Source organism: Nannocystis exedens (assembly GCF_002343915.1).
In the GTDB taxonomy this organism is placed as follows: domain Bacteria; phylum Myxococcota_A; class Polyangia; order Nannocystales; family Nannocystaceae; genus Nannocystis; species Nannocystis exedens.
Map to the genome: position 1 here is coordinate 4,455,496 of NZ_NETK01000001.1, position 26,462 is coordinate 4,481,957.

A 26,462-nucleotide genomic window follows, 5' to 3' on the forward strand; every position below is an offset into this window, starting at 1 on the left:
AGCCACCGCGCATGCCGTTTTTCTACGAAGAGGCCACGACCCCGCAAAACAGGCCGCTGCTGCGGATCCTCGCCCGCGACGAAGTCACGCTCGCCGACGCCGAGGGGCTCGGCGCGCGCATCGAGGTCGGCGCGCCCAACCATCGCTGGCGGATCCTCTCGATCGTCGAGAAGGGCACCGAGTACTCGGCGGGGGCGCGCAAGTACTTCCCGAGCCTGCAGCCCAAGTACGGCGCGATCGCCGTCGTCGTCACCAGCCCGATCGTCCGCGCCGCGATCAACATGATGATGCGGCTGACCGGCCAGGCGCCGAACCTGCGCCTGTTCACGACCGAGGCCGAGGGGCTGGCCTGGCTGGACGAGCTCGAGATCTGAGCGCCCGAATTCGGCCGCGGAGGCGGCCTTCCGGCGAAAACGCGCGGGTCCGTCGCGCCGTGGTATAAGGTGCGCCGCGCGGCCCTGTGAAGCTCATCATCCAGATCCCCTGCCTCAACGAGCGGGAGCACCTGCCGGCGACCTTCGCCGACCTCCCGCGCGCGCTGCCGGGGGTCGACAGCATCGAGGTGCTGGTCATCGACGACGGCAGCACCGACGACACCGCCGCGGTGGCCGAGCAGATCGGCGTGCATCACGTGCTGCGCTTCCCGGGTCACCGCGGGCTCGCCGCCGCGTTCCAGGCCGGCGTCGACGCCTGCCTCGCGCTCGGCGCCGACATCATCGTCAACACCGACGCCGACAACCAGTACCCCGGCGCCGACATCGCTCGGCTGTGCGCGCCGATCCTCGCCGGACGCGCCGACCTGGTGGTGGGCGACCGTCAGACCGACACGATCGAGCACTTCGGCCCGCTCAAGCGGCTGCTGCAGCGCTGGGGCTCGCGGGTGGTCCGGCGGGCCTCGGGCACCACGGTGCGCGACTCGACGAGCGGCTTTCGGGCCATGAACCGCCGGGCCGCCGCCGCGCTGTTCGTGCACAACCGCTTCACCTACACCCTCGAGTCGATCATCCAGGCCGGGGCGGCCGGGCTGACGATCGTCGACGTCCCGATCACCACCAACCCGGAGACCCGGCGCTCGCGCCTGTTCCGCTCGATGGGCAGCTACGTCCGCCGCAACGGCGCCGTCATCGTCCGCTCCTACGGCATGTACTGGCCCGTCCAGACCTTCGGCGTGATCGCCCTGCTGCTGCTCGCCTTCGGCCTCGCCCTCGGCGGCCGCTTCACTTATTACTACCTGTCCCGTTGGCCAGAAGAGAGCGGCCACACCGAGTCGCTGCTGGTCGGCGTCGGCGCGGTGGTGCTGGCCTTTCTGGTCGCGCTGATGGCCTTCCTCGGCGACCTCAGCGCGGCCAACCGGCGGCTGACCGAGCAGGTGCTGGCGCAGGTGCGCGGCCTGTCGGCGGCGCTCGCCGCCCAGCAGGCCGCGCCGACGATCGCCGGCCACCGCCGCACCGCCGCCGCGCCGTGGCGGCCGGAGGAGCGGGCATGAAGGTCGACGTCGGCAACGTCGTCGGCAACGCCGAGGCGAAGTACGACCACCCGAACCCGATCGCTCGCCGCCTGGTCGCCGGCTTCAAGCGGGCCGTCGGCGACCTGTACCTGCGAACATGTCCCGAGAGCGTGCTCGAGGTCGGCTGCGGCGAGGGCCTCCTGGCCGACAGCCTGATCCGCCTGCGCCGCCCGGCCCGCTTCGAGGCCTGCGACGTCGACCTCTCGCGGCTCGCGCCCGACCTTCACCCCGACCTGACCTTTCAGACAGCCTCGATCTACCAGCTCCCGCACGCCGACCGCAGCGTCGACCTCGTGCTCGCCTGCGAGGTCCTGGAGCACCTCGAGGACCCCGCCGCCGGCCTGCGCGAGCTGGCCCGCGTCGCCCGCCGCGCCGTGCTGATCAGCACCCCGTGGGAGCCCGTGTGGCGCCTCCTCAACCTCGCCCGCGGCCGCTACGTGCGCACGCTCGGCAACACCCCCGGGCACATCCAGCACTTCTCGCGGCGGGCTTTGCTGCGCCTGGCCGAGACCCGCCTGCGCGTGGTCGAGGTGCGCCGGCCCCTGCCCTGGACGGTGATCCTCGGTGAGCCGCGCTGAGCATGGACGGCGCGGCCCGGCGAGCCGAGCCGAGCCACGACCCGCGCGCACGATCGACCTGACCTCGAGGACAGGAGCGGCCGCTCCGCCGCCGGACCCAGCCGCCGCCGAGGGGTCGCCATGACCGCCGCGCGCCCGCGCAGCCCGCTGGTGCGCCTGGCCGTTCGGACATGGCCCTTCGCGTTGGTCACCGCCCTCGGCCTGTGGCTGCTGTGGCCGGTGCCCGCGGGCGTGATGCCGCTGTCGGCCGACCACACCGTCCACCTCGCGCGCGCCTGGCTCTACGGCCAGCAACTGGCGAGCGGCCACCTGGTCGGCTGGAGCCCGTTCTGGTTCTTCGGCTTCCCGCTCGGCGAGCTCTATCCGCCGCTCGGCGACCTGCTGGTCCTCGCCGTCCGCGTGCTCACGCTCGGCCTGCTCGACTGGGCCCAGGCCTACGCGCTGGCGTTCACCCTCGTGTTCCTGCTGCAGGGCTGGGCGCTGCTGCGCTGCGGCCGGGCCCTCGGCCTCGGCCCGCTCGCCGGGGTGGTCGCGGCCGCGCTGGCCCTGCTCGACGCCGGCGCCTACCGCGAGGGCGGGTGGATCTACACCGTCACCTATGGCGTGTGGCCGCAGGCGCTGTCGACCAGCCTCGCCTACTGGGCCCTCGCCGAGCTGGCGCTGGCCGCACGTGTCCGCGAGGGCATGTCCCCGGGGACACATCATCGTCACCTCGCCCTCGCCGCCCTGGCCGCCGCCGCCGCGCTGCTGGCCCACCCGATGAGCCTGCCGATGCTGGCGCTGGCCGCCCCGCTGTGGCTGATCACCGTCGGTCTGCGCGGCGCCGGGCCGGGGGCTGCGTCCGCCAACCCGGCCGCCGGCTCGACCGCGCCGCGGGCCCCCGGCAACTCCGCCGCTCCTGCCCCGGTCACCGGCCAGGCGGCACCGCGGGTCGCCCCCCCGGCCGCCGGCACGGCTCAACCTGTCTCCGGGGACACCTCCGCGCCCCTCGGTGCCGACGACGCCGGTCCGTCGGTTCCTCCTGGCGCGGCCGCCGACGCCGAACAACCTGTCCTCCTGGACACCCCGCGAGCCGCCACACCGCTCGGCCTGCCGGCCGCAGCGGTCGCCTCCGCGTCCGCGACCGCCGGCGCCTCACAACCTGTCCCCGCGGACATCCCTCCGCCCGCCCTCTCACCTGTCCCCGCGGACACCTCCCCCGCCCTCACGGGCGCCGGCGGCTCTGCCCGCGCGGAGCTCCCGCCGCCCTGCCCCCTCGCTCGCCGCGAGCGGCTCGCTGGCGCCGCGCTCGACCTCGCGCTCGCGCTCGCCCTCGGCCTCGGCCTCGCGGCCTGGTGGCTGTGGCCGATGACCGCCCACCGCGGCTACATGGCGAGCTACGGCTGGCTGTACGCGCCGCTCGACGCCATGCTGCGCATGCTGCAGGCGGGCCAGTGGACCCAGCTCATGGCGCCCGCGGCCGGCTTCACCGCCCTGCTCGGGCTCCTCTTCGCCGCGGTCCGCGGCTCCGGCTTCCTCCGCTTCCTCGCCCTGCTCGCGCTGGTCCACTGGCTGCTCGCCAGCACCGACGTGTTCTGGACCCTGCGCCTCGACCGCCTCAGCGGCGGCTTCTCGCACATCCAGTACCAGCGCTTCCTGACGGCCGCCAAGCCGGGCCTGTTCCTGCTGGCCGGCGCCGTCGTCGGCGGCCTGGCCGTCCTGACCCTCAGGACATGGTCCAAGCGACCTGCTGCAAAGGCCATGGCCCTCGTGACAGCCGCGAGCGCCGCCGCCCTGCTCGTCTGGCTCGCCCGCGACGCGACGAACCTCGCCCGGCGCCACGGCGTCGGCCTCGTCCAGGTCGAGCGCGTACCCGGCGACCCGGCCTTCGCCGCGGCCTACGAGCAGTTCCTGCAGTGGGCCGCCGGCGCCCGCCACGGCCGGCCCGCGGACTGGCGGATCGCGGTCCGCACCGACCGCAACGCCCACTGGTTCATGGACAGCCCGGTCTACACCGGCACGCCGATCTACAAGATCGGCTTCACCCCCGGCGACAACTTCGTCCACAAGCCCGAGTCCGGGTCCGCCCGCGTCCTCGACCTCGCCCAGGCCCGCTACCTCCTCACCCAGGGTGGCAGCGGCAGCGCGCAGGTGGCCAGCTTCGGCCCGCTCCGCGTGTTCGAGCGGCCGAACGCCGCCGGCATCGCCCGCATCGACGGCCCGGGCGAGCTGCTCGTCGAGGCCGCCGACCTGCAGGCCGGCCGCGTCCGCGTCCGCGTCGCCGGCACGGCGCCCGACTCGCGCCTGGTGTTCCACGTCGCCGGCTATCCGCGCTGGGACCTGTCCTTCCGGGCAGGTGATGGCGCGCCCGCCGAGACCGTGCCGTGGATCGAGGTCCCCGTGGTCGGCGACGGCCCGAGCGCCACGCCGGAGCAGCGCCTGCGCGGCGAGCTGCGCGGCGGCAAGGCGCTCGGCGACGACGGCAGCGAGCCGACGCTGATCGCCGCGCCCGCGCGCGACGGCGTGTTCGAGCTCCGCTACGCCCGCTGGCGCTGGTTCGACGCCGCCGGCCTGCTGGCCAGCCTCGCCGCCCTGCTCGCGTGTGTCTCTTTGGTCAGGTCGCCGCGCCTCGTCGACCGCCTGCGCCCGCTGGCCCGCCGCCTCGCCCACCCGGTCGTGCTCGTCGCCGTCGCCGCCGCCGCCGTCCTGTTCGCCGGCCTGCGCTGGCGCGCCGCCGCCGAGCGCGAGCGCCCGCTGGCCAGCGCCCGCCTCGCCGACGGCCGCGCCGCCGGCACGCACGCGCGCAGCGGTCCGCTCAAGACCGACATGCTGATCTTCCCGGCCGTCCTCGCCGACCCGCGCCGCCCCTCGGAGGTCATCCTTGAAGATGTCGCCCCGGGCCCCGCGCTCGACGCCTGGTTCGCGCTCGACGACGACGACGCGAAGCAGCGCCGCCGCGGCTCCTACCGCGTCCAGATCGACGCACGGGCCCCCGGCAGCGCCGCCTGGACGCCGCTCGCCGACTTCACGGCCGCCCACCGCCCCGACCGCCAGCGCCCGCGAATTCCTGTCCCCGAGGACATGCAGCGCGCCGCCGACCTCGCCGTCCGGATCACCCCGTCCGGCGAAGCCCCGCCGAGGTTCGGCTTCGACATCGCCCTCACCGAACCCTGAGAAGGTGTCGCGTCGAGCACGGCCCCCGGTCGAGCAAAAGTATGAGGGCCAGCAAGCGAGTCGAGGCCACGAGCGCGAGGTCAGCAATGCAGTAGCCTCGAGCGACGCGCGCGGCGGGCTGAGAACGAGCAAGCCGGTAGCCTCCACGCCGCGGGGCCCCTGCGCGCCCGTCGCTCCGCTCGGCCTCGCGCACCCCGCCGACTTCCGCTAAGCTGCGATCATGCGGCCCGTCGCCCACGGCGCCACGCTCGCCGACCTGCTCGCCGTCGCCGACGAGAAGCCCTATTACGAGCTGCTCGACGGCGAGCTGGTTCGCAAGTTCGCCCCTCTCTTCCGCCATGGACGGCTGCAGCCTCGTCTCGCCGGGCGACTCATCGACCACTTCGGAGACGACGCCGCCGAAGGCGAGCCCGGCGGCTGGTGGATCGGCACCGAAGTCCACGTCGAGCTCGCGCCCGACGTCGTCGTCCCCGACATCGTCGGCTGGCGCATCGATCACGTCCCCGAGCCCCCGGAGGGCTTCCCGGTGAAGATCCGTCCGGACTGGATCTGCGAGATCGTCTCGCCCTCGAACCCGTCGCGCGACACGGTCCGCAAGCTCCGGCTCTACCACCGCGCCGGCGTCCCCCACTACTGGATCGCCGACCCCGACCAGCAGACCCTCACCGTGCTCCGCTGGCAGCCCGAGGGCTACCTCGTGGTGCTCACCGCTCAGCCGCCCGAGCAGGTCCGCCCCGAGCCGTTCGACGCCGTGGAGTACACCGTCGCCGCGCTGCTCGGGGTCGGCAAGTGACGCACCGCGGCGAATGAGCGGAGAGCCGCTCGGGCTCCATCACCACCTGCCCTTTCGAACATGTTTGTATAGCCATACGAATCACCGTCGTCACCGCCGAGCGCGCGACGACGGCAGGCCCGTCTCGGCGAGCCCCTGTTCCAACCCTCGCTCCGGCCGGGGCCCTGCGCGCCTGCGTTCGCCCGCCCCGTTGTCGCGCTCCGCGACCTCACGCCCCGACCGCGTGATCGGGGCCACAGCCTCCCGCCTGGCCTGAAGGACAGGTCCTTCTCGTCCTCCTCCAGAACCTGCTGCCGGCCCCGACCGCCTGGCTCCTGCGAACTGGAGCGCCGCGGTCCCCCGCGCGTCTCGCAGGGGTGACCGCCGGGTGCTCGCCCGTATGGCCGCCTCGAGCTGCCGCTGCGCCGCGCGTGAGAGCGGGCGTGCGCGATCGTGCCGGGCCCGGCCGCGGGCCGGCCGGCCGCGTCCCTGCGAGGCGGGCTGGCCTCGCGTGCAGCGGGTGATAGCCTTCTCGGGCCGCGAGGTCGGCCTTTGCGTCGCGCCGCGGTTTACGCGACCATCTCCAAGCGTCCTCGCCGGAGGTTCCGTGCGCCGAACCGTCGTCCTCACCGCCCTCGTCGCCCTCGCCATGCCGGTCCAGGCCGCCCGGGCCGACGACGACGATCGCCCCTTCCGCCGCGGCACCATCTTGCCGAGCTTCTCCCTCGGCGGCTCCTTCTCGCGCAACTACGGCGGCTCCTTGCTCGTCGGCGCCGGCGCCAGCTACTTCGTCGCCGGTGGTTTCGCCGTCGGCCTGCACCTGCGCAACGTCACCACCTTTTACTCGCAGTATTTCAAGGAGCAGGTCGGCCCCGACATCTTCGCCAAGATCCCCACCAACGAGTTCAGCCTCACGCCCAGCCTCTTGTGGGTCATCTACCGCGGCGAGCGGGCCGCCCCGTACCTCTCCTTCGGCGTCGGTCCCGTGTTCCTCAACAAGCAGCGCGGCGTGCTGGGCCAGTGGACCGTCGGCCCGGGCGTCATGATCCGCGCCGGCGGCTCGCTGTGGCTCGACCTCGGCCTCGGCCTCGGCATGCGCTTCACCAAGGACCGCTGCCAGGACGCCTACAACTACCTCGACCCGATCACCGACTACGCCTGCAGCTTCACCTGGGGCTTCCGCGCCGGCCTCGTGTTCGGCCTCGGCGGCCGCCGCCAGGCCCAGCCGTCGCAGCCCTCGCCGCCGGCGCAGTACAACCCGCCGCCCGCCTCGTCCTATCCGGCGCCGGCGCAACCTGGCCCGAACGCCAGCCCCCCGCCGGCCCCCGCCGCGCCGGTCCAGGCCCCGCCCGAGACCCCGCCGCAGCCCGCCACGCCCCCGCCGACGCCCGTCGAGACCCCCACGCCCGAAAATTCGCCCCCGGCCGCGCCGCCGCCCGCCACCACGCCGACCGAGACCTCCCCCGTCCCGCCCCCGGGCGAGAACCTGCCGGTCCCGCCCCCCGCCTGAGCCCGAGCGGCGGCACGCGTCCGGCTCGCGCCTCTGCGCTCGCCGGCCCGCGCGCCTGCGCTCCCCCTCCACCATCGGCTCGAACCTGCGAGCCACGACGCCCCCGCCCTCTCGCGCCGCGCCCGCGATTCGCCGATCCTGGCGGCGTTGATCCGCCCCCACGTGCCCCGCGTAACGTCGCCCGTGCCCGCTCGCCTCGCCGTCGCGCTCGCCGTCAGCCTCCTGTCCTTCGGGACATCTTGCGACAAGAAGCCCGCCGCCCCGCCGACCGCCGGGCCGGCCGCCCACGCCGAGACCGCCTGGCGCGGCTGGGAGCCGGCCTCCTTCGCCGCCGCCCGGGCCGAGCAAAAGATCATCCTCGTCGACGTGATCGCCAGCTGGTGTCACTGGTGTCACGTCATGGACGAGGAGACCTACGCCGACCCCGAGGTCGCCGCGCTGCTGGCCGAGCACTTCGTCGCCATCCGCGTCGACAGCGACGCCCGCCCCGACGTCGCCGAGCGCTACGCCGACTGGGGCTGGCCCGCGACCGCGATCCTCACCAGCGACGCCCGCCCCGTGCTCGAGCTGCGCGGCTATCAGGACCCGCGCGAGTTCGCCGCCCTGCTGCGCCGGCTGGTCGCCGATCAGAAGGCCGGCAAGCTGACCGGTCGCGTCTCGCTGCCCGCCCCTCCGCCGCGCGGCGGCGACCTCGTCGACCTGCGGAAGATCGCCAGCGACCAGCTCGACCGCACCTGGGACGACGCCCAGGCCGGCTGGGGTCGCAAGCAGAAGTACCCGCTGGCCGCCAACAACGAGTACAGCCTGCTGCGCGCCTACCTGTACCAAGAGACAGCCTGGCAGGAGCGCGGGCTCCTCGTCCTCGACCGCCAGTTGAACCTCATCGACCCCGTGTGGGGCGGCATGTACCAGTACAGCGTCCACGGCGTGTGGACCGACCCGCACTTCGAGAAGATCGCCCCGATCCAGGCCGGCGCGCTCGAGAGCTACGCCCTCGCCTACCGCCGCACCCGCGACCCCAAGTGGCGGGCCGCCGCCGGCGACATCGCCCGCTATCTTTTACAATTCTGGCGCGACCCCGACGGCGGCTTCTACACCAGCCAGGACGCCGACCTGCGCCATCCGACAGGTCGCAAAGAACCTGTCCTCGGGGACGAGTACTACGCCAGGGACGACGCCGCCCGCCGGGCTCTCGGCATCCCCGTCATCGACACCCACGTCTACGCCGACCGCAACGGCGCGATCATCCGCGGCCTCCTCTCGCTCGACGCCGTCGCCCCCGACGAGGCCGTGCGGGCCGCCGCGCTGCAGGCCGGCGAGCGGCTGGTCCGGACCCACCGCGACGACCGCGGCGGCTTCCGCCACGCCGCCGACGACCGCGGCCTGCTGCACCTCGGCGACCAGGTCGAGGTCGGCCGCGGCCTGCTCGCGCTCTGGCGCAGCACCGGCGACCCGAAGTGGCAGCAGCTCGCGCGTGGCGTCGCCGACTTCGCCCTGCGCGAGCTCGCCGACCCGGCCGGAGGTTTTTACGCCCACACCGTCGACCCCGCGGCCACCGGCGCCTTCGCCGAGCGGCGCAAGCCGTTCGACGACAACGCGCGGATGGCCCGCTTCCTCCTCGAGCTGCACCGCGGCCTCGACCACGACGCCGACGACCTCCCCTACGCCAGGGCCGCGGAGCTGGCGATCCGGGCGATCTCCCAGCCCGAGGCCGTGAAGGCGCAGATGCGCCAGGTCGGCGACTACCTGCTCGCGCTCGCCGAGCTCACCGCCACCCCGATCGACATCACCGTGGTCGGCCGCCCCGACGACCCGGCCGCGCAGGCGCTCCTGCGAGCCGCCCTCGCCTACGACGAGCCGCGCGCAACATCAGCCTCAGCGCCCCCGGCACCCGTTACCCCGACCTGAAAAAGCCGGCCGCCTACCTCTGCACCGACACCGCCTGCTCGACCCCGATCACCGAGCCCGACCGATTCGATAAGAGCGCCGAAGCCTTCCTGCGCGGCATCGCCCGTCCCTGAGCCGCGGCCGCCTCGCCGATTGCGGCTGCCCCCCTCGAGTTCCCCGCCCGGCAACGCTCGCTCCTGAACGCGCGACCGCAATGCCGAATGCGGCAACTTCTCCGGCTCGGCATCACGGCGGCGCTCGCCTGAACCCGCGGCCGCCTTGCCGCTCGCGGCCACGTCTCCGGCACGGCGCTCGCCCTCTCATCCTCACCCCGATGCGGAAGTCGGCAGATCTAGGTCACAAGCCCCGGCTCCTCTCGCACCTCTTGGACCCAGGTACAGTCCTGGGCGATGTTGCGCACTCATCCGCCCACGATCGCCATCTTTTTGCTGATCGCAGCCTGCGGGGATCCCGGTGACCCGGTGACCTCCGCGAGCGAGGTCAGCAGCACCGCCGAACCCACGGGCACGACTGGAGCCAACGAACCGACGACGGAGCCCACCACCTCGGCGGGCAGCGAGTCCGCCACCGGCGACCCGACCGCGGGCGCCACCTCGACCGCGGGCACCCCCTCGACCTCGGGCTCCCTCGACACCACGGGCGCGGATTCCGAGACCACCGGCACCACCGGCGACGAGCCCTCGCCGTGGGACGGCGAGCCCTTGCCGCTCGAGCCGCCGGGAAGTTGGTCCTGGGTTCCCTTCCCCGACTCGATGTGCCGCGACGGTTCGACCACCGGCATCGGCGTGCGCTACGGGGTCGGCGACGACCTCGTCATCTACTTCGAGGGCGGCGGCGCCTGCTTCAACTCCGACACCTGCGCCCTCAACGAGCTGTGGAAAAATTTCGGCGAGTTCAAGTTCGACGCGTGGGCGCTGGGCATCGGAAAGGCCGGCATCTTCGACGACGACCCGCAGAACCCGGTGCGCGACTGGAGCTTCATCTACGTCCCCTACTGCACCGGTGACGTCCACGCCGGCGCTCGCGAGGACGTCGGCATCGACGGCGTGCTCGGGGCCCAGCAGTTCGTCGGCTACCGCAACGTCGCCGCCTACCTCGAGCGGATCGTCCCGACCTTCGCCGACGCCGGCCACGTGCTCGTCACCGGCAGCAGCGCCGGCGGCTTCGGGGCCGCGCTCAACTACGACCGGATCGCCGGCGCCTTCCCGGACAGCGCCGTCACCCTGCTCGACGACTCCGGCCCGCCGATGTCCGACCAGTACATGCCGGTGTGTCTGCAGCAGCTCTGGCGCGACCTTTTCAACTTCGACGCCACCTTGCCGGCCGACTGCGCCGACTGCTTCGGCGACGAGGGCGGAGGGATCTCCAACCTCGCCACCTACCTCGGCGAGAAGTGGAGCGACCAGCGCCTCGCCCTGTTCTCGAGCGAGCGCGACGGCGTCATCCGCACCTTCTTCGGCTACGGCCTCGAGGACTGCGGCGGCGGCAGCTACACCGGCGAGGCCTTCGAGGCCGGCCTCTACGAGCTGCGCGACGAGATCCTCGGCGAGGGCCCCGTGTGGGGCAGCTACTTCGTCCCCGGCACCGCCCACACGATCCTCTCCAGCCCCGATTTCTATGCGACGGAGGTCGCCGGTGTGCCGCTGACCACGTGGCTCGCGTCGCTCCTGGCCGGCGACGCGGGCCACGTCAGCCCATGAGACGTGACTGCCCGGCGGCGCGGACCCTCCGCGCCGCGTTCACGAATGCACATACTCTCGGCCGCGTTCGCGGCGGCACAATGTGCATTCGCAAGCCAATGCCCAGAGTTGGACTCGAACCAACCCCTCTCCGTCTTCAGCGGAGTGCTTCCACCCGGTTAGCTTTCTGGGCGCTGATACGCACCGCTGCGACGGCCTGCACGGCTCGCGGCCGCCGGCAGGCGGGAACGAGCCGGGGACAGGCCGGAGCGCACGCCAGGGCGGCTCCGGGGCCCGGATCCGACCTGGCTACATAAACAGCGCCGGGAGCAGGGACAGCGCCATCGCCACCTGGCGCGCGGCGCGGGGCCGCGGGCGGGGGTCGAGCTGTCGGGTCGCCTGCATGGTGAAAAGAGGTATAGAACGACTCGCCGCGATTGTCAACAGTACGCGACGCACGAATCGCGCCCGCCGGCCCGCGCGGACGCGCCCCGTGTTCAAGCATCGTCGGCCGCGTCCTCCATCGCATTGCGATAGAGGCCCAGGCGCTTCAGCGCCTTGACGAACCCGCTGCGGTCCATGCCCGCGAGCTCGGCCGCGCGGTTGATCCACCCGCGCCGGGTCCCGACCCGCTGCATCAGCGCCTTGAAGTACTCGCGCTGGAACCCGACCTGCGCCTCGTCCCAGCGCAGCGACAGCAGCGGCGAGGCGTCGAGGCGGTCGCGCCGGGCCGCCTCGCTCGGGCCGAGGTGGAGGTCGCGCACGTCGATCGTCGGCCCCGGCGTCAGCTGGGCCGCGCACTCGATCACCAGCTTGAGCTGGCGGACGTTGCCCGGCCACTGCGCCGCGCGCAGGGCGTCGCGCGCCGCGGCCGTCAATTGCTTCGGCGGCACCCCGAGCGACTGGCCCATCGCCCGCAGGAACCGGTCCGCCAGCAGCACCACGTCGTCGCCGCGTTCGCGCAGGCTCGGCAGCGCGATGTGCTTGCCGTACACGCGGAAGTAGAGGTCGCTGCGGAACCGGCCGTCGCTGACCATCTGCTGCAGGTCGCGGTTGGTCGCGCAGATCACCCGCACGTCGACCTTGCGCACCTTGTTGCGCTCGTTGAAGCGCGTCACCTCGCCGCGCTCGAGCACCCGCAGCAGCTTCGGCTGCAGGTCGAGCGGCAGCTCGCCGAGCTCGTCGAGGAACAGCGTGCCGCGGTGCGCCTGCTCGAACACCCCCGGCTGCTCCGGCGCCGCGTGGGTGAACGCCCCGCGGCCGTAGCCGAGCACGATCGCCTCCGCCAGCTCGCGCGGCACCGTGCTGCAGTCGAGCACCACGAACGGCTGCTGCGCCCGCTCCGAACGGTCGTGCAGCCCGCGGGCGACCAGCTCCTTGCCGGTGCCCGTCTCCCCGGTGATCAGCACCCGCAGCGCGCTCGACGGCATCGCCGCCACGCGCTCGAGCTCGTCGAACAGCTCGCGCATCTCCGGGCACCAGCCGTACAGCTCGCCGAAGTGGTCCTTCGCCGACAGCGGCACCACCACCCGCTCGGCGGCCGTCAGCTGCAGCTCCGTCTCACCGACGCGGAACACCGTGTCGAGCTCGATGATCGCCTCGCGGACGCGCACCTCGTGGACGTACACCCCGTTGGTGCTGCCGAGGTCGCGCAGCACCGCCCCGGCCGGCTCGAAGTGCAGCGAGAAGTGGACCCCGCTGATCTGGTCGTCGTCGCGCAGGACCACGTCGCAGGTCTCGCTGCGGCCGCCGCGGATCGGCTGCCCCCGGCTGATCGGGACCTGCACCACCCGGCCCGCGGCCGGCCCGCGGACCACCTTGAGGCTGATGCGGCCCAGGCGCTCGTAGCCGCCGCCGCCGCGGGCGACCGCACGAGTCGGGGTGTCGTCCTCCTCCATTTTCGCACCGATCGCACGGCCCGCCGCGAGCTGTCAAACACCCCGCCTTGCGCGCCCTGCAGTCCGCAAAGCGGCCTGAAGTCCCCGGAACCCGGGCCCCACGCCGCCGGCAACCCGTTGATTTTCAATGAGATGAGTCCGCGGCGCATCGATTGCTCCCTGGGATGGGCGCGAGGAACCGATGCTCCACTTCTACGCCGAGGACGCCGCCGACGACGCCTCTCCGACCCTCTTCTTCTCCCCCGTCTCCGCGCCCGTGGCCGGCCCCGAGTCGCCGGTCGACGAGCGTGACGCCGACGACCTCGCGGCCGAGGAGCGGCGCGGTCAGGTCGCCCTCGGCAACCGCGACCTCGTCGCCGCCGAGCAGCACTTCCGCCGCGCCCTGCAGCTGCGCCAGCGCTGCGGCGGCGTGGCCCGCCTCGGCCTGCCGCAGGCCTTCGGGCGGCTCGGCGTGGTCGCCGTCTACCGCGGCGATCTCGACCACGCCAAGGCCCTGTTCGAGCTCGGCCTCGAGCTCGCGCGCGCGCTGCGGCCGAGCCTCGGCGTCGAGGACGCGACCCTGCTGCACAACCTCGGCTTCATCGCCCGCCGCCGCGGTCAGCTGCAGGAGGCGGAGAGCTGCTTCGTCGGCGCCCTGGCGATCAAGGTCCGCGTCCTCGGCTGGGCCCACGCCAGCGTCGCCACCACCCTCACCAGCCACGGCTCGGTGCTGCTGCGGCAGCGGCGGGCCGCCGAGGCGCTGGCCCACCTCGAGCGGGCGCTGCTGATCTTCGAGCGCTGCAGCGGCGAGGCCGGGCCCGGGCTCGCGCTGGTGCTGATGGCCCGCGGCGAGGCCCACCTCCTGCTCGGCCAGCGCGACGCCGCCGAGCGCAGCTTCGTCGACGCCCTCGCCGTCGTCGCCTCGATGCCCGCCCCGGCCGCCCTGCTCGTGCGCGGCCACTTCCTCCTCGCCCGCGCCCGCTGGCCGCGCGATCCCGCGGCCGCCCGCGCCAGCGCCCTCGAGGCCCGCCGGCGCGCCCTCGACGACCGCCGCGGCCACCCGGCCCGCGTCCGCGTCATCGACGAGTGGCTGGCCGCTCACCCCGCCCCGGCCTCCTGACATGTCTTTTCATTCATGTTGAGAAGGCCATCCTGGCTCCACCTCCCCGCCCTCGCCTGTCCCGAACGCCTGCCGACCGCTCCCCCCACCGCAACCTGTCCTTTCTTTCCTGTCCCGAACGCCTGCTGACGGCTCCACCCCCGCCTGGCTTGTCCTTCTTTCCTGCGCAGGACAGCTCGCTGGCCGCGCCATGACCTGTCCCTTCATTCCTGTCCCGAAGGAGTTTTCCATGTTCCGCCCGATCGCCCCCGCCTCTTCGCTGCTGCTCCTCGTCGCCGCCTGCAGCCTGCCGCCGCCGCCCGCCGCCGGCGGAGGCGACACCGCGGGCACCGCCGACCCCGGCCCCGTCACCCCCGAGTGCATCGAGACCCGCGCCGCCACCGAGGGCATCCTGCGGGCCAAGTGCGCCGCCTGTCACGACAACGGCGAGACCCGGGGCAAGTTCGGCGGCGTCAGCGACCTCGACGGCCTGATCGCCGGCGGCTACGTCGTGCGCGGCGCCGCGGCCGACTCGCTGCTGTTCCAGCGGATCGCCAGCGGCGAGATGCCGGCCGGCGGCGCCCCCTTGCCGGACGACGAGCAGGCCACCATCGAGCGCTGGATCGACGTCTGCACCGTCGCCGAGGAGGCCGCCGAAGACGTCGACCTCACGCGGCGGCCCGGCTGCCTCGATAACGCGTTCGTCGACCACGACGACGTGCTCGCCGCGATCCTCCGCGACCTCTCGCTGCTCGACTCGGTGCGCCAGCAGACCACTCGCTACGTCACCTTCGCCCACCTCCACAGCGCCGGCTTCTGCGAGGAGCAGCTCGAGGGTTATCGCCACGCCTTCGCCAAGCTCATCAACCATCTCTCGCTGGCCCCGGCGATCCACGTGCCCGAGGCGATCGACGACGCGCGCACGATCTACCGCATCGACCTCGTCGACTACGGCTGGTCCAGCGACACCTGGGCCGCCATCACCGCCGCCGACCCCTACGCCATCGGCTTCCGCTCCGACGATGCCCGCAAGATCCAGCAGGCCGCCCAGGTCGAGCTGTTCTCGGTCAAGGGCGACTGGTTCATCGAGGCCGCCTCGCAGCCGCCGCTCTACCACACCGTCCTCGGCATCCCCGGCACTCGCGCCGAGCTCGAGCTCGAACTCGGCGTCGATGTCGACGCCAACATCGCCGCCGAGATCGTCCAGGACCGCGACGAGGTGCTGCGCGCCGGCTTCCGCGACTCGAAGGTCTCGAAGGCCAACCGGGTGATCGAGCGCCACCAGATCCCGACCGCCGATTACCGCGCCTATTGGCTCAGCTACGACTTCGCCGACAACGAGGGCGACAAGGACATCCTCAACCGCCCGCTCGACTTCGTCGAGGACGGCGGCGAGATCATCTTCACCCTGCCCAACGGACTGCAGGGCTACATGATCGTCGACGGCGCGGGCGACCGCATCGACCGCGCCCCGATCGCCATCGTCCAGGACAGCGAGGTCCCGCAAGAGCCCGAGGTCATCAACGGCCTATCCTGCATGAGCTGCCACAGCGAGGGCATGCGGCGCGCCACCGACGAGGTCCGCGGCTACGTCGAGAAGAACACCCTGTTCGACGACCTCGCCCAGGAGCAGGTCGCCAAGCTCTACGCCCCGCAGGAGGACTTCGATCGGGAGCAGCAGCGCGACATCGAGACCTTCGCCGCCAGCCTGGCGCAGACCGGCTCGGCCGGGCGGGTCGGCGGCTACGAGCCCGTCATGGCCGCCCACATCGCCTTCGAGCTCGACGTCGACCTCCGCCGCGCCGCCGCCGAGTTCGGCATCACCGAGGCCGAGCTGCTCAAGAACCTGAGCCGCCTCGACGGTTTCGTCGGCCTCGACCGCAGCACCGTCCGCCGCGACGCCTTCGAGAACGGCTTCGCCGCCGCGGCCTGCCTCCTCAACCTCGGCAGCACCCGCGAGTGCCCCGACAACGTCGATCCCGGGTGATCGGTCGGCCCCCGTCCTTCCACCACAGGAGAACCAGTCATGTCCGTCCTGCTCTCGCTGCTCCTCTGCCTCGCCCCCGCCGGCTCCGACGACTGGCCGCGCCCTCCGTCGCGCTCGGCCCCGCCATCCGCCGCCCCGGCCGCGGTGGAGACCGCCACCCCGGCCGACCCGGCCCCCGCGGCCGCGCATCCCCGCCCCAAACGGCGGTGCGCGGACAAGAAAGGCCGCTGTGACAGGCGTCCGTCCCGGGGCAAGCGCAATCCGCCGATCGATCCGCGCCTCGTCGAGGCCGCGGCCCGCCGCGATCAACTGTTGACGGTCAGCGCCTCGATGGTCGCCGCCGGCCGCACCACCGACGCCGCCGAGATGGTGCGCGGCGCCGCCGAGGCGCTCGGCGACCCCGTCCTCTACCTCGCCGCCGCCGACCTCCAGCTCGCCGACGGCCGGGCCAGAATCCGCCACATCGACGCCGCCGTCGCCCTCGCGGACAGAGCCCGGAAGGCGGCCCTGGCCCCCGAGCAGGCGCTTTTGCCCGCGGACGCCGTGCCCCGCCTCGTCGACCTCGCCGACCAGCTCGGGCGTCACGCGGAACAGCGTCGCGAACGATTGCAGCTGCAACGTCGCGGCCGCGCCGAGCTCGCCGCCGGCAGCGCCTTCCTCGGGCTGGGCCTCGCCGGTGTGGCCTTGATCGCCTCGGGGGCCGCCCTCGCCGCGCGGGTCGACGCCGCGCAGGCCGCCGACCCCGCCACCGACCCTGCCTATTCGGCGGCGCTCGCCGAGCGGCGGGACGGCGCCGAAGCGATGCTCGCCGTCGGCCTCGTCGGCGGCCTCGCGGGCCTGGCGATCGGCATCCCGCTGACCGTCGCCGGTGCCCGCGATCACAAGCGGTCCCGGGCCGGCGAGTCCGAAGCGCCGCATTTGCGCATCGCCCCCGGCTTCGCCGGCCTCACCGTGTCCGGTCGCTTCTGACGCCATTGTCGCGGCCCTGCCGCGAACCTCGATGGACACCGTTGCGAACGGTGCAAACTTTCTCTCCGGGGCGATACGCCGCATATTGTGCGATCATGGCGGATGCTTACGAGCCGCAGTTTTTCGGTCGGTACCAGCTTTCGGGCCTGCTCGGCCAGGGGGGCATGGGCTCGGTCTATCTCGCCCAGCAGACCGGCCCCGGCGGCTTCCGCCGCGAGGTCGCGCTCAAGGTGATCCGCGTCGAGGAGCCGCTCGACGAGGAGCTGCGGCTGATGCTGCTCGACGAGGCGCAGCTGACCGCGCTCGTCAATCACCCCAATGTCGTCACCGTGTACGAGGTCGGCGAGCACGACGGCCGGCTGTTCGTCGCGCTCGAGCGGATCCACGGCATCAACCTCGCCACCCTGCTCAAGCGCGCGGGCACGCGCCGGCTGCCGCTGGCGGTCGCGGCGGCGATGGTGGCCCAGGCCTGCGACGGCCTGCACGCCGCCCACGAGCTGCAGCGCGACGGCCGCCCGCTCCACCTGATCCACCGCGACGTCTCGCTGTCCAACCTGATGCTCGACGAGCGCGGCCGGGTCCGCGTCATCGACTTCGGGATCGCCCGCGCCAACGTCCGCCGCGTCGCCACCGACCCCGCGATCGTCCGCGGCAACATCGCCTACATGGCCCCCGAGCAGCTCGCGGGCCAGGAGCTCGACCGCACCGTCGACGTCTACGCCGCCGCCCTGATCCTGTTCGAATTGGCGACCGGCACCCACCCCTTCCGCCGCGAACAGTGGCGCGCCAGCGTGCCGCCGCTGCGCGGCCTGTGCCCCGAGGCCCCGCCCGCGCTCGGCGACCTCGTCGGCGTCTGCCTGTCGCTCGACCCGCAGTCGCGCCCGCGCTCGATCGACGCGCTCGGCGAGGCGCTGTGGACCTACGCGCGCAGCCACGGCTGCGGCGGCCCCGAGGCCGTCGCGCGTCACTTCCACGAGCGCGGCGTCTCGCTCGCCCCGCCGCCGGTGCGCCCGAGCGACGACCTGCGCCCGCGCGCCGTCCCGCCGCCGCCCCCGCGGACGGCCGCCGTCGCCACCTCCGAGCCCACGCGCATCGACCTCGCGCACACGCTCGAGCTCGAGCGAGCGCTGGCGACGGGCGAGCGATGGACGCTGCGCACCACCATGATGCCCGCGACCGGCCGCGGCCCGCGTCGGCTCGCGCTGTCGACGATCGAGGGCCTGCTGCCGGCGCCGCTGCTCGCGACTTGCGCAGGCGGCGCTCTCTGCATTCATTGCGAGGGGGCCGTCGATCCGTCGACGCGCGCCTCGCTCTACGTCGACGCGCGTCAACCGAGCTCGCGGCTCGAGCGAGTGCTCATCGACGACGGCTCGCTGCCGCACCCCTTCGACGTCGGTCACCGGCGCTATCAAGTCCAGCGCGTCGAGCCGGTCGTCGGCCGCCGCCAGGGCGATCGATGGGTCGCCCAGATCTCCCGCCCCGCGCTCACCGTGCTCGCCCCGCGTGACGCGCACATGCTCGTCGTCCTGGTCGCGCATCACGAAATGACGCGCGCGTACCACCTCGAGTGCATCTGCATCGAACGTGGTCCGCGGTGAGCGATTGCCCGTTCGTCGCCCCGATCCATCCTCCGTGCATTCGGCGCCCCGACCCTCCGGCTCGGGAGCACCGAGGTCCTCATGAACCAGCCAGCCGTCAGCCCCGTCATCACGCTCCAGCGATCTCGCCTCACCCTCCCGTCGCAGGTCGCCTACGATCTGGTGCGCGTCCCGCCGGGCAGCGGCGCCGGTCATCGGCCCAGCCTGCTCGGCTCCGGCCGCTTCGCCAAGGTGTTCGCCGCCCAGCAGACGATCGTCGGCCGAGAGTCGCGCAGCGTCGCCATCAAGGTGCTGCACGACCACGCCGACCGCCGGGCCGAGCTGCTCTTCAGCCAGGAGGTCGCGCTCAACCGCGAGTTCGCCAGCGGCCCGCTGCAGGGGGTCGCCCCGATCCTCGACGTCATCCACCTGGGTCCCCTGGTGATGTGCGGCTGCGGCACGCTCTACCACCCGCGCTGCCCGCGGGGCTGCGGCCTGCCGCTGCAGCGCTTCGACCCGCCCACCCGCGAGTTCCCGTCGCTCCGCTGCAGCCGCTGCGAGTACGAGCTCAGCGCCGAGTTCGTCCACCAGCGCGGGCACGAGCTCCACGGCCCGCGGGCCAAGCCGTGCTGCACCAACGACGACGACGCCTGCGCCAGCGTCGGCACGATCGTCAACTTCGTCCTGCGCGAGGCGATGGTGATGGAGTCGCTCGAGGTGAGCCTCGGCGACTACGCGGCCTACCGCGAGAAGCAGCGCGGGGCCCCGCTGAACGCCGGCGAGCGGGCGCTGCACTACTTCGGCCTGCTGCCGCCGCGCTCGCGCCAGCGGATGATCGAGCAGAAGGTGCGCCTGCTCGAGAAGGTCCATTTGATGGTCCAGATCGCCGAGGCCGTCGCCTGGCTGCACGGCGAGAAGAAGGTCGTCCACAAGGACCTCGCGCCCGACAACATCATGATCCGCCACGCCCCCTGCGACCAGCGCAACGCCGCCTTCGCCGACGAGCCGGTGACGCGTCAGCTCGACCTGGCCGCCAACCTCTGCACCGAGATCTGCGTCATCGATTTCGGCCTGTCCGACAAGGAGACCCTGACGCGCTCGTGGTACGAGGACGCCGACACCAGCATGGCGACCACCAAGCTGCCCTATCTGTCGCCCGAGGCCCGCCACCGCCGGCAGGCGATCGGCTGCCAGCTCGACTTCGACGCCCCGCAGAGCCGCTTCCGCGTGCCCGACAGCCTCGAGCAATCGGCCGCCTCGATCCACGAGCAGGACCTGATCGCCGACCCCCACGATTACCTCCACGAGCGCGACATCGTCATCGTCAAGATCGACGGCCAGCCCGGCCACCGCTACGCCACGTACAACGGCATGCAGCCGCACACCCACGGCCGGCACCTCGAGATCGTGCGCCCGCTCGGCGAGGCCCACGACGTCTACGCCCTCGGCGCGATCTTTTATTACATCCTCACCGGCCGCCACGATCAGGTCGACGCGCTCAGCCACCTGGTCGGGTCGTTGCAGGACCAACCATGCCGCCTCGACCGCGTCAGCCTGTCGCGGCGCGACAACTACGGCAACCGCTGCAAGAGCATCCGCGAGCCGTTCTGGCGCGACGAGCTGATGCTGGTCATCCTCCGCGCGATGGTCCGCGGCCGGCCCGAGAGCTTCGTCCGCGACCGCACCGTCCGCGGCCCGCGGCCGGCGCAGCGGTTCCTCACCGAGCTGAAGCGGATCCAGCACGGCCTCATCGCCGAGGTGTTCGCCGAGCGCGGGCACCTCCGCGCCGCGTACCTCCGCTGCGCCGTCGCGGCCACGATGATCGGGGCGCTGCTCGGCGGCGCGTGCAAGCTCAGTCGCTCGCAAGACGCACCGGTGCCGGCGCCCGTCAACCCTGCCGCCGAATCCGTGACCGTGAACCCGGGCCGCTGAGACGACGACCGCGCACCCGGCGGGGCCGCGGCTTGCTATGCTCCGCGCGCCCGTGACCCGGCTCCGCGCCATCGCCGTCTTCGCCGTCGTCTTCGCGGCGCTCGCGGTGCTCGCCGGCAAGGACCTGCTGCAGCCGAGCGCCAACAATCACTTCTCGCACATGGCCCAGGGCTGGCTCGAGGGCCGGCTCGCGCTCCCGGGCGACCCGCCCGGCTACCCGCGCGCGCACGACGACTGGGGCCGCGTCCACACCCTCACCCTCAAGGACGGCACCGTCCTGCGCGGCTTCCCCTGCCGCACCCAGGCCTGCGTCGACAGGCGCCGGCGCGAGCGCGTCGAGACCTTCCGCGCCACCGACGGCCGCGTCCACGACGTCCCGCTCGCGCAGGTCGCCGCCCGCGGCGGCGCCTGGTACGTCACCTTTCCGCCGGGCCCGGCGCTGGTCATGCTCCCGGGCGTCGCGCTGTGGGGCCTCGGCTTCCCCGACATCCTGCTCACCGTCCTCGTCGGCGCGCTGATCCCCGCCCTGCTGCTGCCCCTGTTCGAGCGCGTCCGCCCCGGCCGCCCGCGCGAGCACCTGCTGGCCTGCGTCGCCTGGGCGTTCGCCAGCCCCGCCTGCTTCGTCGCCGCCCACGGCAGCGTGTGGTTCACCGCGCAGGTCCTCGCCGACCTGTTCCTCGTGCTGCACATCGGCGCCGCCTGGAACGCGGCCCGACCGGTCGGCGCCGGCCTGTGGCTCGGGCTGGCCACCGCCTGTCGCCCGCAGATCGCGTTCGCGGCCCCGTTCTTTCTGCTCGAGTGGTGGCGCGACGATCGCCGGCCCGCCGCGCTCCTGCGATTCGTCGCCCCGCTGGCGCTGATCGGCGCCGCGCTGGCGCTGTTCAACTGGGTCCGCTTCGACGACATCTTCGAGTTCGGCCACCGCTACCTCGAGATCCGCTGGCAAGAGCGGATCCAGACCCACGGGATGTTCGGCCTGCACTACTTGTGGCGCAACCTCGAGTGCATGCTGTGGCTGTGGCCGCAGGTGCAGCTCTCGCCGCTGCAGGTGCGCTGGTCGATCCACGGCATGGGCCTGCTGCTCGCCTCGCCGTGGCTGCTGTGCCTGCTGGGCGCCCGCGATCCGCTGCCGCAGCGCCGCGGCCTCGTGCTCGCCGCGCTCGCCGTCGCCGCGCCCGCGCTCCTCTATCAAAACAGCGGCCAGGTCCAGTTCTCCTACCGCTTCGCCCTCGATTTTTTACCGTTCTTGCTGGTCCTGCTGGTCGCCGGCGGCGGCGCGCGCAGCCGGTGGTTCATGCCCCTCGTGCTCGTCTCCGCCGCCGTCCAGCTCTACGGCGCCTGGCTGTTCCAGCGCGCCCCGGGCCGGCTGTTCGTGGCGGACCCGTGGTGGCCGTTCGCGCCCGAGTGATCGCTCCTGTCGGCATTTTCGAGCGCTCGCAACTTTGCGAGCATCGCTCCGCCGGCGCGCCGCCAGGTCGCGTCCGGCCCGACAATCCCGTCACGAAAAGGACTGGCTCAACTCAAGCGGCCCCGGGTAGCTGTCGCTATTCCGGTGTGACTTCCATGAAGCGATTGAGATCGCGGGAGATGTCTCCCGCGGACCTCGCCGAATCATGACACTTCGACGGCGGCCATCGCGGCCCTCCTCGACATCACCCGCGAGCCCTCCCGCGTCGCACGCGCGACAACCTCGGAGCTCGCCCCGCAACCCTCCTCGGGCAGGCATCGCCCCTGCTCTCGCGACCACCCTCGGAGGTCCCGCAGCGCGACACGACTGCGGGCATCCCTCCTCCTCTCGCACCAACCTCGGAACTCGCCCCTGCAGCCCCCCTCGATACGCCTGCGGGCATCCCTCCTCCTCTCGCGCCGACCTCGTAGATCGCGTTTTCACCGACGTGCGGCGCTCATCGCAACCTCGGAGGTCGCTCTCGCAGCCCGCCTCTCGACGCCACCGACAAGCCCTCGCCAGCCGACGACCTCGTCGCCTCCCGACTTCGGCCGCCCTCGCCCTCGTCGTTCGCGGCGGCGGCCCCGCTCGCGCGTGAGTCCTCGCGCCCTGCGCTGGCGCATCCGCGCCCCGTCGCGCAGACTGCCGCGAGAGCGCTCCACGATGGACCCGCGAACGCGACTGACCGTGCTGCACCGGCGCCTCGAGGCGTGCAAGGCCTGTCCGTCGATGATCGGCCCCGTCGTCCACGGCCCGCCGATCGTCACCCCCGTGCTGCTCGTCGGTCAGGCGCCCGGGCCGCGCGAGGGCGGGTTCGGCAAGCCGTTCGCGTGGACGGCCGGCAAGACCCTGTTCCGCTGGTTCGAGGCCGCGGCCGGCGTGAGCGAGCAGGAATTCCGCGACAGCGTGTACATGTCGGCGGTGGCCCGCTGCTTCCCGGGCAAGGCGGGCGGCGGCGGCGACCGCAAGCCCGACCGCGACGAGATGGCGCGCTGCCAACAATTCCTGGCCGGCGAGGTCGACATCCTGCAGCCGCGCCTGGTGATCCCGGTCGGCGGCGTGGCGATCGAGCAGGTCCTCGGGCACAAAGGTCCGCTGGTCGAGGTGATCGGCGAGGCCCGCCGGATCCGCTGGCACGGCGTCGAGGCCGACGCGATCTGCCTGCCGCACCCGAGCGGCGCCTCGACCTGGCACCGCGTCGAACCCGGCCGCACCCTCCTCGCCCGCGCCCTCGACCTCATCGCCCGCCACCCGGCCTTCGTCACCGCGTTCGCCCCGAACCGCCGCGCCGGCGCAGCGTGAACGAACCTGTCCTCCAGGTCATGTTCATCCCCATCCGCGGCTCCGCCCTGCCGCCGAGAGGCGTCCATCGCACCACCTCGACGCCGGCATCCATGATAGTTCGATTACATGTCCATCGGGACATGTTCCTCCGGCACATCCCCGCCGGCGCCAAGCACATGTCCCGTAGGACATGTCCAACGATCGACCCTCACGCCTGCGCGAGCGCGGCGTCGATCGCCGCCAGACCCGCGAGCGCCCCGGTCGGCAGGCAGATCTGCCCGTCCGGCACCCACGAGTCGCGCGGGTTGATGCGGATCAGCGTCCCGCCGAGGCGACGCGCGGTGCGCTCGGCGTGGAGGCGCACCGAAGGGATGGCCGTACCGGCGCCGAGGCAGAACACGACCACGCGGGCGCGGCGCTGCTCGAGCTCCTGCAGCCACGCTGCCAGGCGATCGCGTTGCTCGTTGGCGCGGCTCGAGTCCCAAGCGAAATCGCCGAACATCAGGATGTTGGGCCGGGCCAGTTTGCCGCAGCGCGGGCACGCCGGCAGCGGCTGGGCGGCGCGCAGCGTCTCGACATCGACCGACACCGCCGTCTCCGCCGCCGACCACGGCGGCAGGTCGCAGCCGTTCAGACATTGCAGGTGCAAGATCGATCCGTGGCACTCCTCCACGCGCGCTTCAGGAACACCCGCGCGCTGGAACTGGCCGTCCACGTTCGACGTGAACACGAACGCGCCCGCGGGCGTGCGCGCGGCCCAGCGCTGGAGCAGCGCGAATCCGGCGTGCGGCGCGGTCGCGCGATAGAGGTTGAGGCGATGCCCGTAAAAACCCCAGGCGAGCGGCGGGTCGCTGAAGAACCACCGCGGATCGGCGAGGTCGTGGAACTGGAGCCCGAGCCGACGGGCCGCCGGATATGCGCGCCAAAAGCCTTCGGGCCCGCGGAAGTCGGGCAGGCCGGAATCGACGCCCATGCCGGCGCCTGCGCAGATCATGAGGGCGTCCGCCGAGCGCACGGCGGCGGCGGCGCGAGCCGCGAGTTCGACGAGGTCGGTCATGTATACCGAGGGTAAACGCCGCGAAAAAAAACTCGAGCGATACAATCGACGAAGCTGGCGATTGCTATGCCTCGTTCGAGGGATCGATGAGTCTGATCAGCGCCTGGAATCGTCACACGAGCCGCGTCATGGAGCTGGGCTTCGGGGCGTGGCCGCCGTTCTTCGCCGACGTCCGCCTCGGCGACGTCGGCAGTTTCGACCACGAGCGCTTCGTGGCGCACCATCACCTCGACCGCTGGGGCGCGGATCTGCGCGACTGGCCGACGATCGTCACCCCCGTGGGACCCTCCGACTTCTCGGCCGGCGCCGAGCTGCGGCGTGAATCGACGCGCGGCGACGAATTCGTGGTCGGCCCCGACGGCGTGCGCGTGCCCGTCGAGGTCGAGGCCGAGGTGGTGTTCGCCGGCGACGACACCTTCGTCTGCCGCGTCGCCTCCTACGCGGTCGTCCGCTACGACCGGCTCGACGAGCTCGCCGAGCTCGCGTGGACGCGCGCCCGCCGGCGCGGTGACGCTCCGGCGCACCTGGTCCACACGGTGCTCCAGGCCCAGGAGGGCTACTTCGCCGGCGTCAGCCGCGGCGACGCGCGGCTGCGGCTCCACGGCGCCGCCGCCGAGGCGCTGACGATCGGCAGGGTCTCGCTCGGCTTCGGCTGGGGTCCGTCGCAGCACGTCCACGTGCGCGCCGTCCAGCCCGACCACGCGCAGTCGAGCAGCGGTCTCCTCGCCTATCGCACCCTCCGCTGGGACCCCGACGGCCGCCCGCAGCGCGATCGCTGAGCGCGACCTCGACCTCGGCGCGGTGTTTCGTTCGAGCTGACCGAAGGACCAGGTGGCGATCAGGCGCCTCAGCGCCCGGCCTCGGGGCGCGACTCATGGACCCGCGCCAGCACCATGAGGCACACCAGCACCACCAGCGTCGCCGACGACCCCATCGGCGCGCGCGGCCCGACCACCTCGAACAGCACGCCGGCGATCACGGGGCCGGCGATCCGCCCGAGCGCGCCGGCCGACTGGGCGAAGCCGGCGTTGATGCCCTGATTTTCGCTGGTGCTGTTGCGCGACACCAGCGCCGACATGCTCGGCATGATGAGGCCGTTGCCGCCGGCGATGAAGAACCCGCCGAGGACCACGAACAGCCACGACGGCGACACGCACAGCAGCAGGAAGCCGGTGGTGCTCAGCGTCAGGCCGAGGGCCAGCGAGCGGCGCTCGCCGATCGTCGCCACCGCGCGGCCGACGATGAAGCCCTGGAACAGGACGATGACCGTGCCGATGAACGCGAAGTAGCGGCCGTTCTCCCGCTCGCCCCAGCCGAAGCTCGCCTCGGCGAACAGGGCGAAGGTCGCCTCCATCGCCGCGAAGGCGCAGAAGAAGCTGAAGTAGACCGCGACCATCACCCCGATCTGGCTGCGCCAGAACGCCCGGTCGCGGGCCACCGCCAGCAGCGACGGGCGCGGCGGCGGCGGTCCGGCGGCCGCCGCCGCGCGCGGGCGGTGGCTCTCCGGCAGCCACAGCAGCGCCATCAGGAAGTTGAGCAGGCTGAGCGCCGCGCCGACGATGAACGGGAACTGCGGCCAGTCGGCGCGCGCCAGCAGGCCGCCGAGCGACGGGCCGACGATGAAGCCGAGGCCGACGGCGGTGCCCATCATCCCCATGTAGCGGGCGCGCTGGTGCGGCGGCACGCGGTCGGCCACGTACGCGTGCGCGGTCGAGACGTTGGCGTTGCACACCCCGCTGATCGTGCGCGACAGGAACAGCATCCACAGCGACTGCGCGAACCCGAGGGTCAGCATCGCCATCGTGCTGCCGGCGATCGAGATCAGCATCACCGGGCGGCGGCCGTGGCGGTCGCTGAGGCGGCCGAGCACCGGCGACATCACGAACTGGGCCGCCGAGTACGCCGTCGCCAACAACGCGATCAGGCCCTCCGACGCCCCCGTGCTCTTGGCGTAGAAGGGCAGCACCGGGATGACGATCCCGAACGACACCAGGTCGAGGAACAGCGTGAACCACACCGTCGCCAGCGCGCGCGCGTGGCCCGACGGCGGCGCTTCGGGCGGTGACGCGAGTGCGGCGGCGGTCGTCATCGAGGGCCGCGCGAGCCTACCGCGTCGGCGCGCGCTT

General features: G+C 72.9%; 19 protein-coding genes and 1 tRNA gene. 16 read left to right on the forward strand and 4 right to left on the reverse strand.

Translation table 11 applies throughout. The annotated features are described in order from the left end of the window. Positions 1–11 precede the first annotated feature (11 nt). The 8 genes from NAEX_RS17535 to NAEX_RS17570 all read left to right on the forward strand — a co-directional run bounded on the left by NAEX_RS17535 (position 12) and on the right by NAEX_RS17570 (position 11,128). Positions 12–374: a DUF7793 family protein gene (locus NAEX_RS17535; RefSeq protein ID WP_096328633.1), complete on the forward strand. Its 363-nt coding sequence runs from the start codon at positions 12–14 to the stop codon at positions 372–374. Between the two features lie 86 nt (positions 375–460). Beyond that, positions 461–1,486, forward strand: coding sequence for a glycosyltransferase family 2 protein (locus NAEX_RS17540; RefSeq protein WP_096328634.1), 1,026 nt, complete (start codon positions 461–463; stop codon positions 1,484–1,486). Continuing rightward, on the forward strand, positions 1,483–2,085 hold the full coding sequence (locus tag NAEX_RS17545; RefSeq protein ID WP_096328635.1) for a class I SAM-dependent methyltransferase: 603 nt from the start codon (positions 1,483–1,485) through the stop codon (positions 2,083–2,085). The genes NAEX_RS17540 and NAEX_RS17545 overlap by 4 nt, the downstream gene beginning before the upstream one ends. Positions 2,086–2,205: 120 nt before the next feature. After that, positions 2,206–5,238, forward strand: coding sequence for a hypothetical protein (locus tag NAEX_RS17550; RefSeq protein WP_096328636.1), 3,033 nt, complete (start codon positions 2,206–2,208; stop codon positions 5,236–5,238). Positions 5,239–5,458: 220 nt separating this feature from the next. Next, positions 5,459–6,031, forward strand: coding sequence for a Uma2 family endonuclease (locus tag NAEX_RS17555; protein ID WP_096328637.1), 573 nt, complete (start codon positions 5,459–5,461; stop codon positions 6,029–6,031). 586 nt (positions 6,032–6,617) lie between these two features. Continuing rightward, a complete protein-coding gene (locus NAEX_RS17560) occupies positions 6,618–7,520 on the forward strand; it encodes a hypothetical protein (protein WP_096328638.1) in 903 nt (300 codons plus the stop codon). Positions 7,521–7,703: 183 nt separating this feature from the next. After that, complete coding sequence (locus NAEX_RS17565; RefSeq protein WP_143141110.1) at positions 7,704–9,428, forward strand: DUF255 domain-containing protein; 1,725 nt, start codon at positions 7,704–7,706, stop codon at positions 9,426–9,428. Between the two features lie 389 nt (positions 9,429–9,817). Beyond that, positions 9,818–11,128 carry a pectin acetylesterase-family hydrolase gene (locus NAEX_RS17570; RefSeq protein WP_143141109.1) on the forward strand — a complete coding sequence of 437 codons (1,311 nt, stop codon included), beginning with the start codon at positions 9,818–9,820 and terminating at the stop codon, positions 11,126–11,128. Positions 11,129–11,227: 99 nt separating this feature from the next. Here the strand turns inward: NAEX_RS17570 and NAEX_RS17575 are convergent. Next, positions 11,228–11,300 (reverse strand) — tRNA-Phe (locus NAEX_RS17575). Between the two features lie 304 nt (positions 11,301–11,604). Then, positions 11,605–13,005 carry a sigma 54-interacting transcriptional regulator gene (locus NAEX_RS17580; protein WP_096328641.1) on the reverse strand — a complete coding sequence of 467 codons (1,401 nt, stop codon included), beginning with the start codon at positions 13,003–13,005 and terminating at the stop codon, positions 11,605–11,607. Between the two features lie 181 nt (positions 13,006–13,186). On the opposite strand from NAEX_RS17580, the gene NAEX_RS17585 reads away from it, so the two are divergent. From NAEX_RS17585 to NAEX_RS17615, 7 genes are all read left to right on the forward strand, one after another. Further along, positions 13,187–14,104: a tetratricopeptide repeat protein gene (locus NAEX_RS17585; protein WP_096328642.1), complete on the forward strand. Its 918-nt coding sequence runs from the start codon at positions 13,187–13,189 to the stop codon at positions 14,102–14,104. 229 nt (positions 14,105–14,333) lie between these two features. Beyond that, complete coding sequence (locus NAEX_RS17590; RefSeq protein WP_143141108.1) at positions 14,334–16,070, forward strand: hypothetical protein; 1,737 nt, start codon at positions 14,334–14,336, stop codon at positions 16,068–16,070. Between the two features lie 39 nt (positions 16,071–16,109). Then, a complete protein-coding gene (locus NAEX_RS17595; RefSeq protein ID WP_096328644.1) occupies positions 16,110–17,039 on the forward strand; it encodes a hypothetical protein in 930 nt (309 codons plus the stop codon). Positions 17,040–17,134: 95 nt separating this feature from the next. Then, complete coding sequence (locus tag NAEX_RS17600) at positions 17,135–18,637, forward strand: serine/threonine-protein kinase (RefSeq protein WP_096328645.1); 1,503 nt, start codon at positions 17,135–17,137, stop codon at positions 18,635–18,637. 81 nt (positions 18,638–18,718) lie between these two features. Further along, positions 18,719–20,548, forward strand: a complete 1,830-nt coding sequence (locus tag NAEX_RS17605; RefSeq protein ID WP_096328646.1) for a protein kinase — start codon at positions 18,719–18,721, stop codon at positions 20,546–20,548. A gap of 52 nt (positions 20,549–20,600) precedes the next feature. Beyond that, on the forward strand, positions 20,601–21,956 hold the full coding sequence (locus NAEX_RS17610) for a hypothetical protein (RefSeq protein WP_143141107.1): 1,356 nt from the start codon (positions 20,601–20,603) through the stop codon (positions 21,954–21,956). Between the two features lie 702 nt (positions 21,957–22,658). Then, positions 22,659–23,297: a uracil-DNA glycosylase family protein gene (locus NAEX_RS17615; protein WP_096328648.1), complete on the forward strand. Its 639-nt coding sequence runs from the start codon at positions 22,659–22,661 to the stop codon at positions 23,295–23,297. A 190-nt stretch (positions 23,298–23,487) separates the two neighbouring features. Here the strand turns inward: NAEX_RS17615 and NAEX_RS17620 are convergent, their stop codons facing one another. After that, positions 23,488–24,336 carry an SIR2 family NAD-dependent protein deacylase gene (locus tag NAEX_RS17620; protein ID WP_096328649.1) on the reverse strand — a complete coding sequence of 283 codons (849 nt, stop codon included), beginning with the start codon at positions 24,334–24,336 and terminating at the stop codon, positions 23,488–23,490. An 86-nt stretch (positions 24,337–24,422) separates the two neighbouring features. Here NAEX_RS17620 and NAEX_RS17625 point away from each other — a divergent pair, with 86 nt between their 5' ends. Beyond that, the gene (locus NAEX_RS17625; protein WP_143141106.1) at positions 24,423–25,115 is read left to right on the forward strand and encodes a hypothetical protein; all 693 of its coding nucleotides are present in this window, start codon (positions 24,423–24,425) and stop codon (positions 25,113–25,115) included. Positions 25,116–25,183: 68 nt separating this feature from the next. On the opposite strand, the gene NAEX_RS17630 is transcribed toward NAEX_RS17625, so the two are convergent. Then, the gene (locus NAEX_RS17630; protein ID WP_096328651.1) at positions 25,184–26,425 is read right to left on the reverse strand and encodes an MFS transporter; all 1,242 of its coding nucleotides are present in this window, start codon (positions 26,423–26,425) and stop codon (positions 25,184–25,186) included. Positions 26,426–26,462: the final 37 nt, after the last annotated feature.

What these genes read in the sequence shown, in the direction of transcription:
- NAEX_RS17545 (WP_096328635.1), top strand. Translation starts at nt 1,483, where the DNA reads ATGAAGGTCGACGTCGGCAACGTCGTCGGCAACGCCGAGGCGAAGTAC.
- NAEX_RS17615 (WP_096328648.1), top strand. Translation starts at nt 22,659, where the DNA reads ATGGACCCGCGAACGCGACTGACCGTGCTGCACCGGCGCCTCGAGGCG.
- NAEX_RS17625 (WP_143141106.1), top strand. Translation starts at nt 24,423, where the DNA reads ATGAGTCTGATCAGCGCCTGGAATCGTCACACGAGCCGCGTCATGGAG.
- NAEX_RS17570 (WP_143141109.1), top strand. Translation starts at nt 9,818, where the DNA reads ATGTTGCGCACTCATCCGCCCACGATCGCCATCTTTTTGCTGATCGCA.
- NAEX_RS17630 (WP_096328651.1), bottom strand. Translation starts at nt 26,425, where the DNA reads ATGACGACCGCCGCCGCACTCGCGTCACCGCCCGAAGCGCCGCCGTCG.
- NAEX_RS17600 (WP_096328645.1), top strand. Translation starts at nt 17,135, where the DNA reads ATGGCGGATGCTTACGAGCCGCAGTTTTTCGGTCGGTACCAGCTTTCG.
- NAEX_RS17580 (WP_096328641.1), bottom strand. Translation starts at nt 13,005, where the DNA reads ATGGAGGAGGACGACACCCCGACTCGTGCGGTCGCCCGCGGCGGCGGC.
- NAEX_RS17595 (WP_096328644.1), top strand. Translation starts at nt 16,110, where the DNA reads ATGTCCGTCCTGCTCTCGCTGCTCCTCTGCCTCGCCCCCGCCGGCTCC.
- NAEX_RS17535 (WP_096328633.1), top strand. Translation starts at nt 12, where the DNA reads ATGCCGTTTTTCTACGAAGAGGCCACGACCCCGCAAAACAGGCCGCTG.
- NAEX_RS17620 (WP_096328649.1), bottom strand. Translation starts at nt 24,336, where the DNA reads ATGACCGACCTCGTCGAACTCGCGGCTCGCGCCGCCGCCGCCGTGCGC.
- NAEX_RS17590 (WP_143141108.1), top strand. Translation starts at nt 14,334, where the DNA reads ATGTTCCGCCCGATCGCCCCCGCCTCTTCGCTGCTGCTCCTCGTCGCC.
- NAEX_RS17550 (WP_096328636.1), top strand. Translation starts at nt 2,206, where the DNA reads ATGACCGCCGCGCGCCCGCGCAGCCCGCTGGTGCGCCTGGCCGTTCGG.
- NAEX_RS17605 (WP_096328646.1), top strand. Translation starts at nt 18,719, where the DNA reads ATGAACCAGCCAGCCGTCAGCCCCGTCATCACGCTCCAGCGATCTCGC.
- NAEX_RS17555 (WP_096328637.1), top strand. Translation starts at nt 5,459, where the DNA reads ATGCGGCCCGTCGCCCACGGCGCCACGCTCGCCGACCTGCTCGCCGTC.
- NAEX_RS17585 (WP_096328642.1), top strand. Translation starts at nt 13,187, where the DNA reads ATGCTCCACTTCTACGCCGAGGACGCCGCCGACGACGCCTCTCCGACC.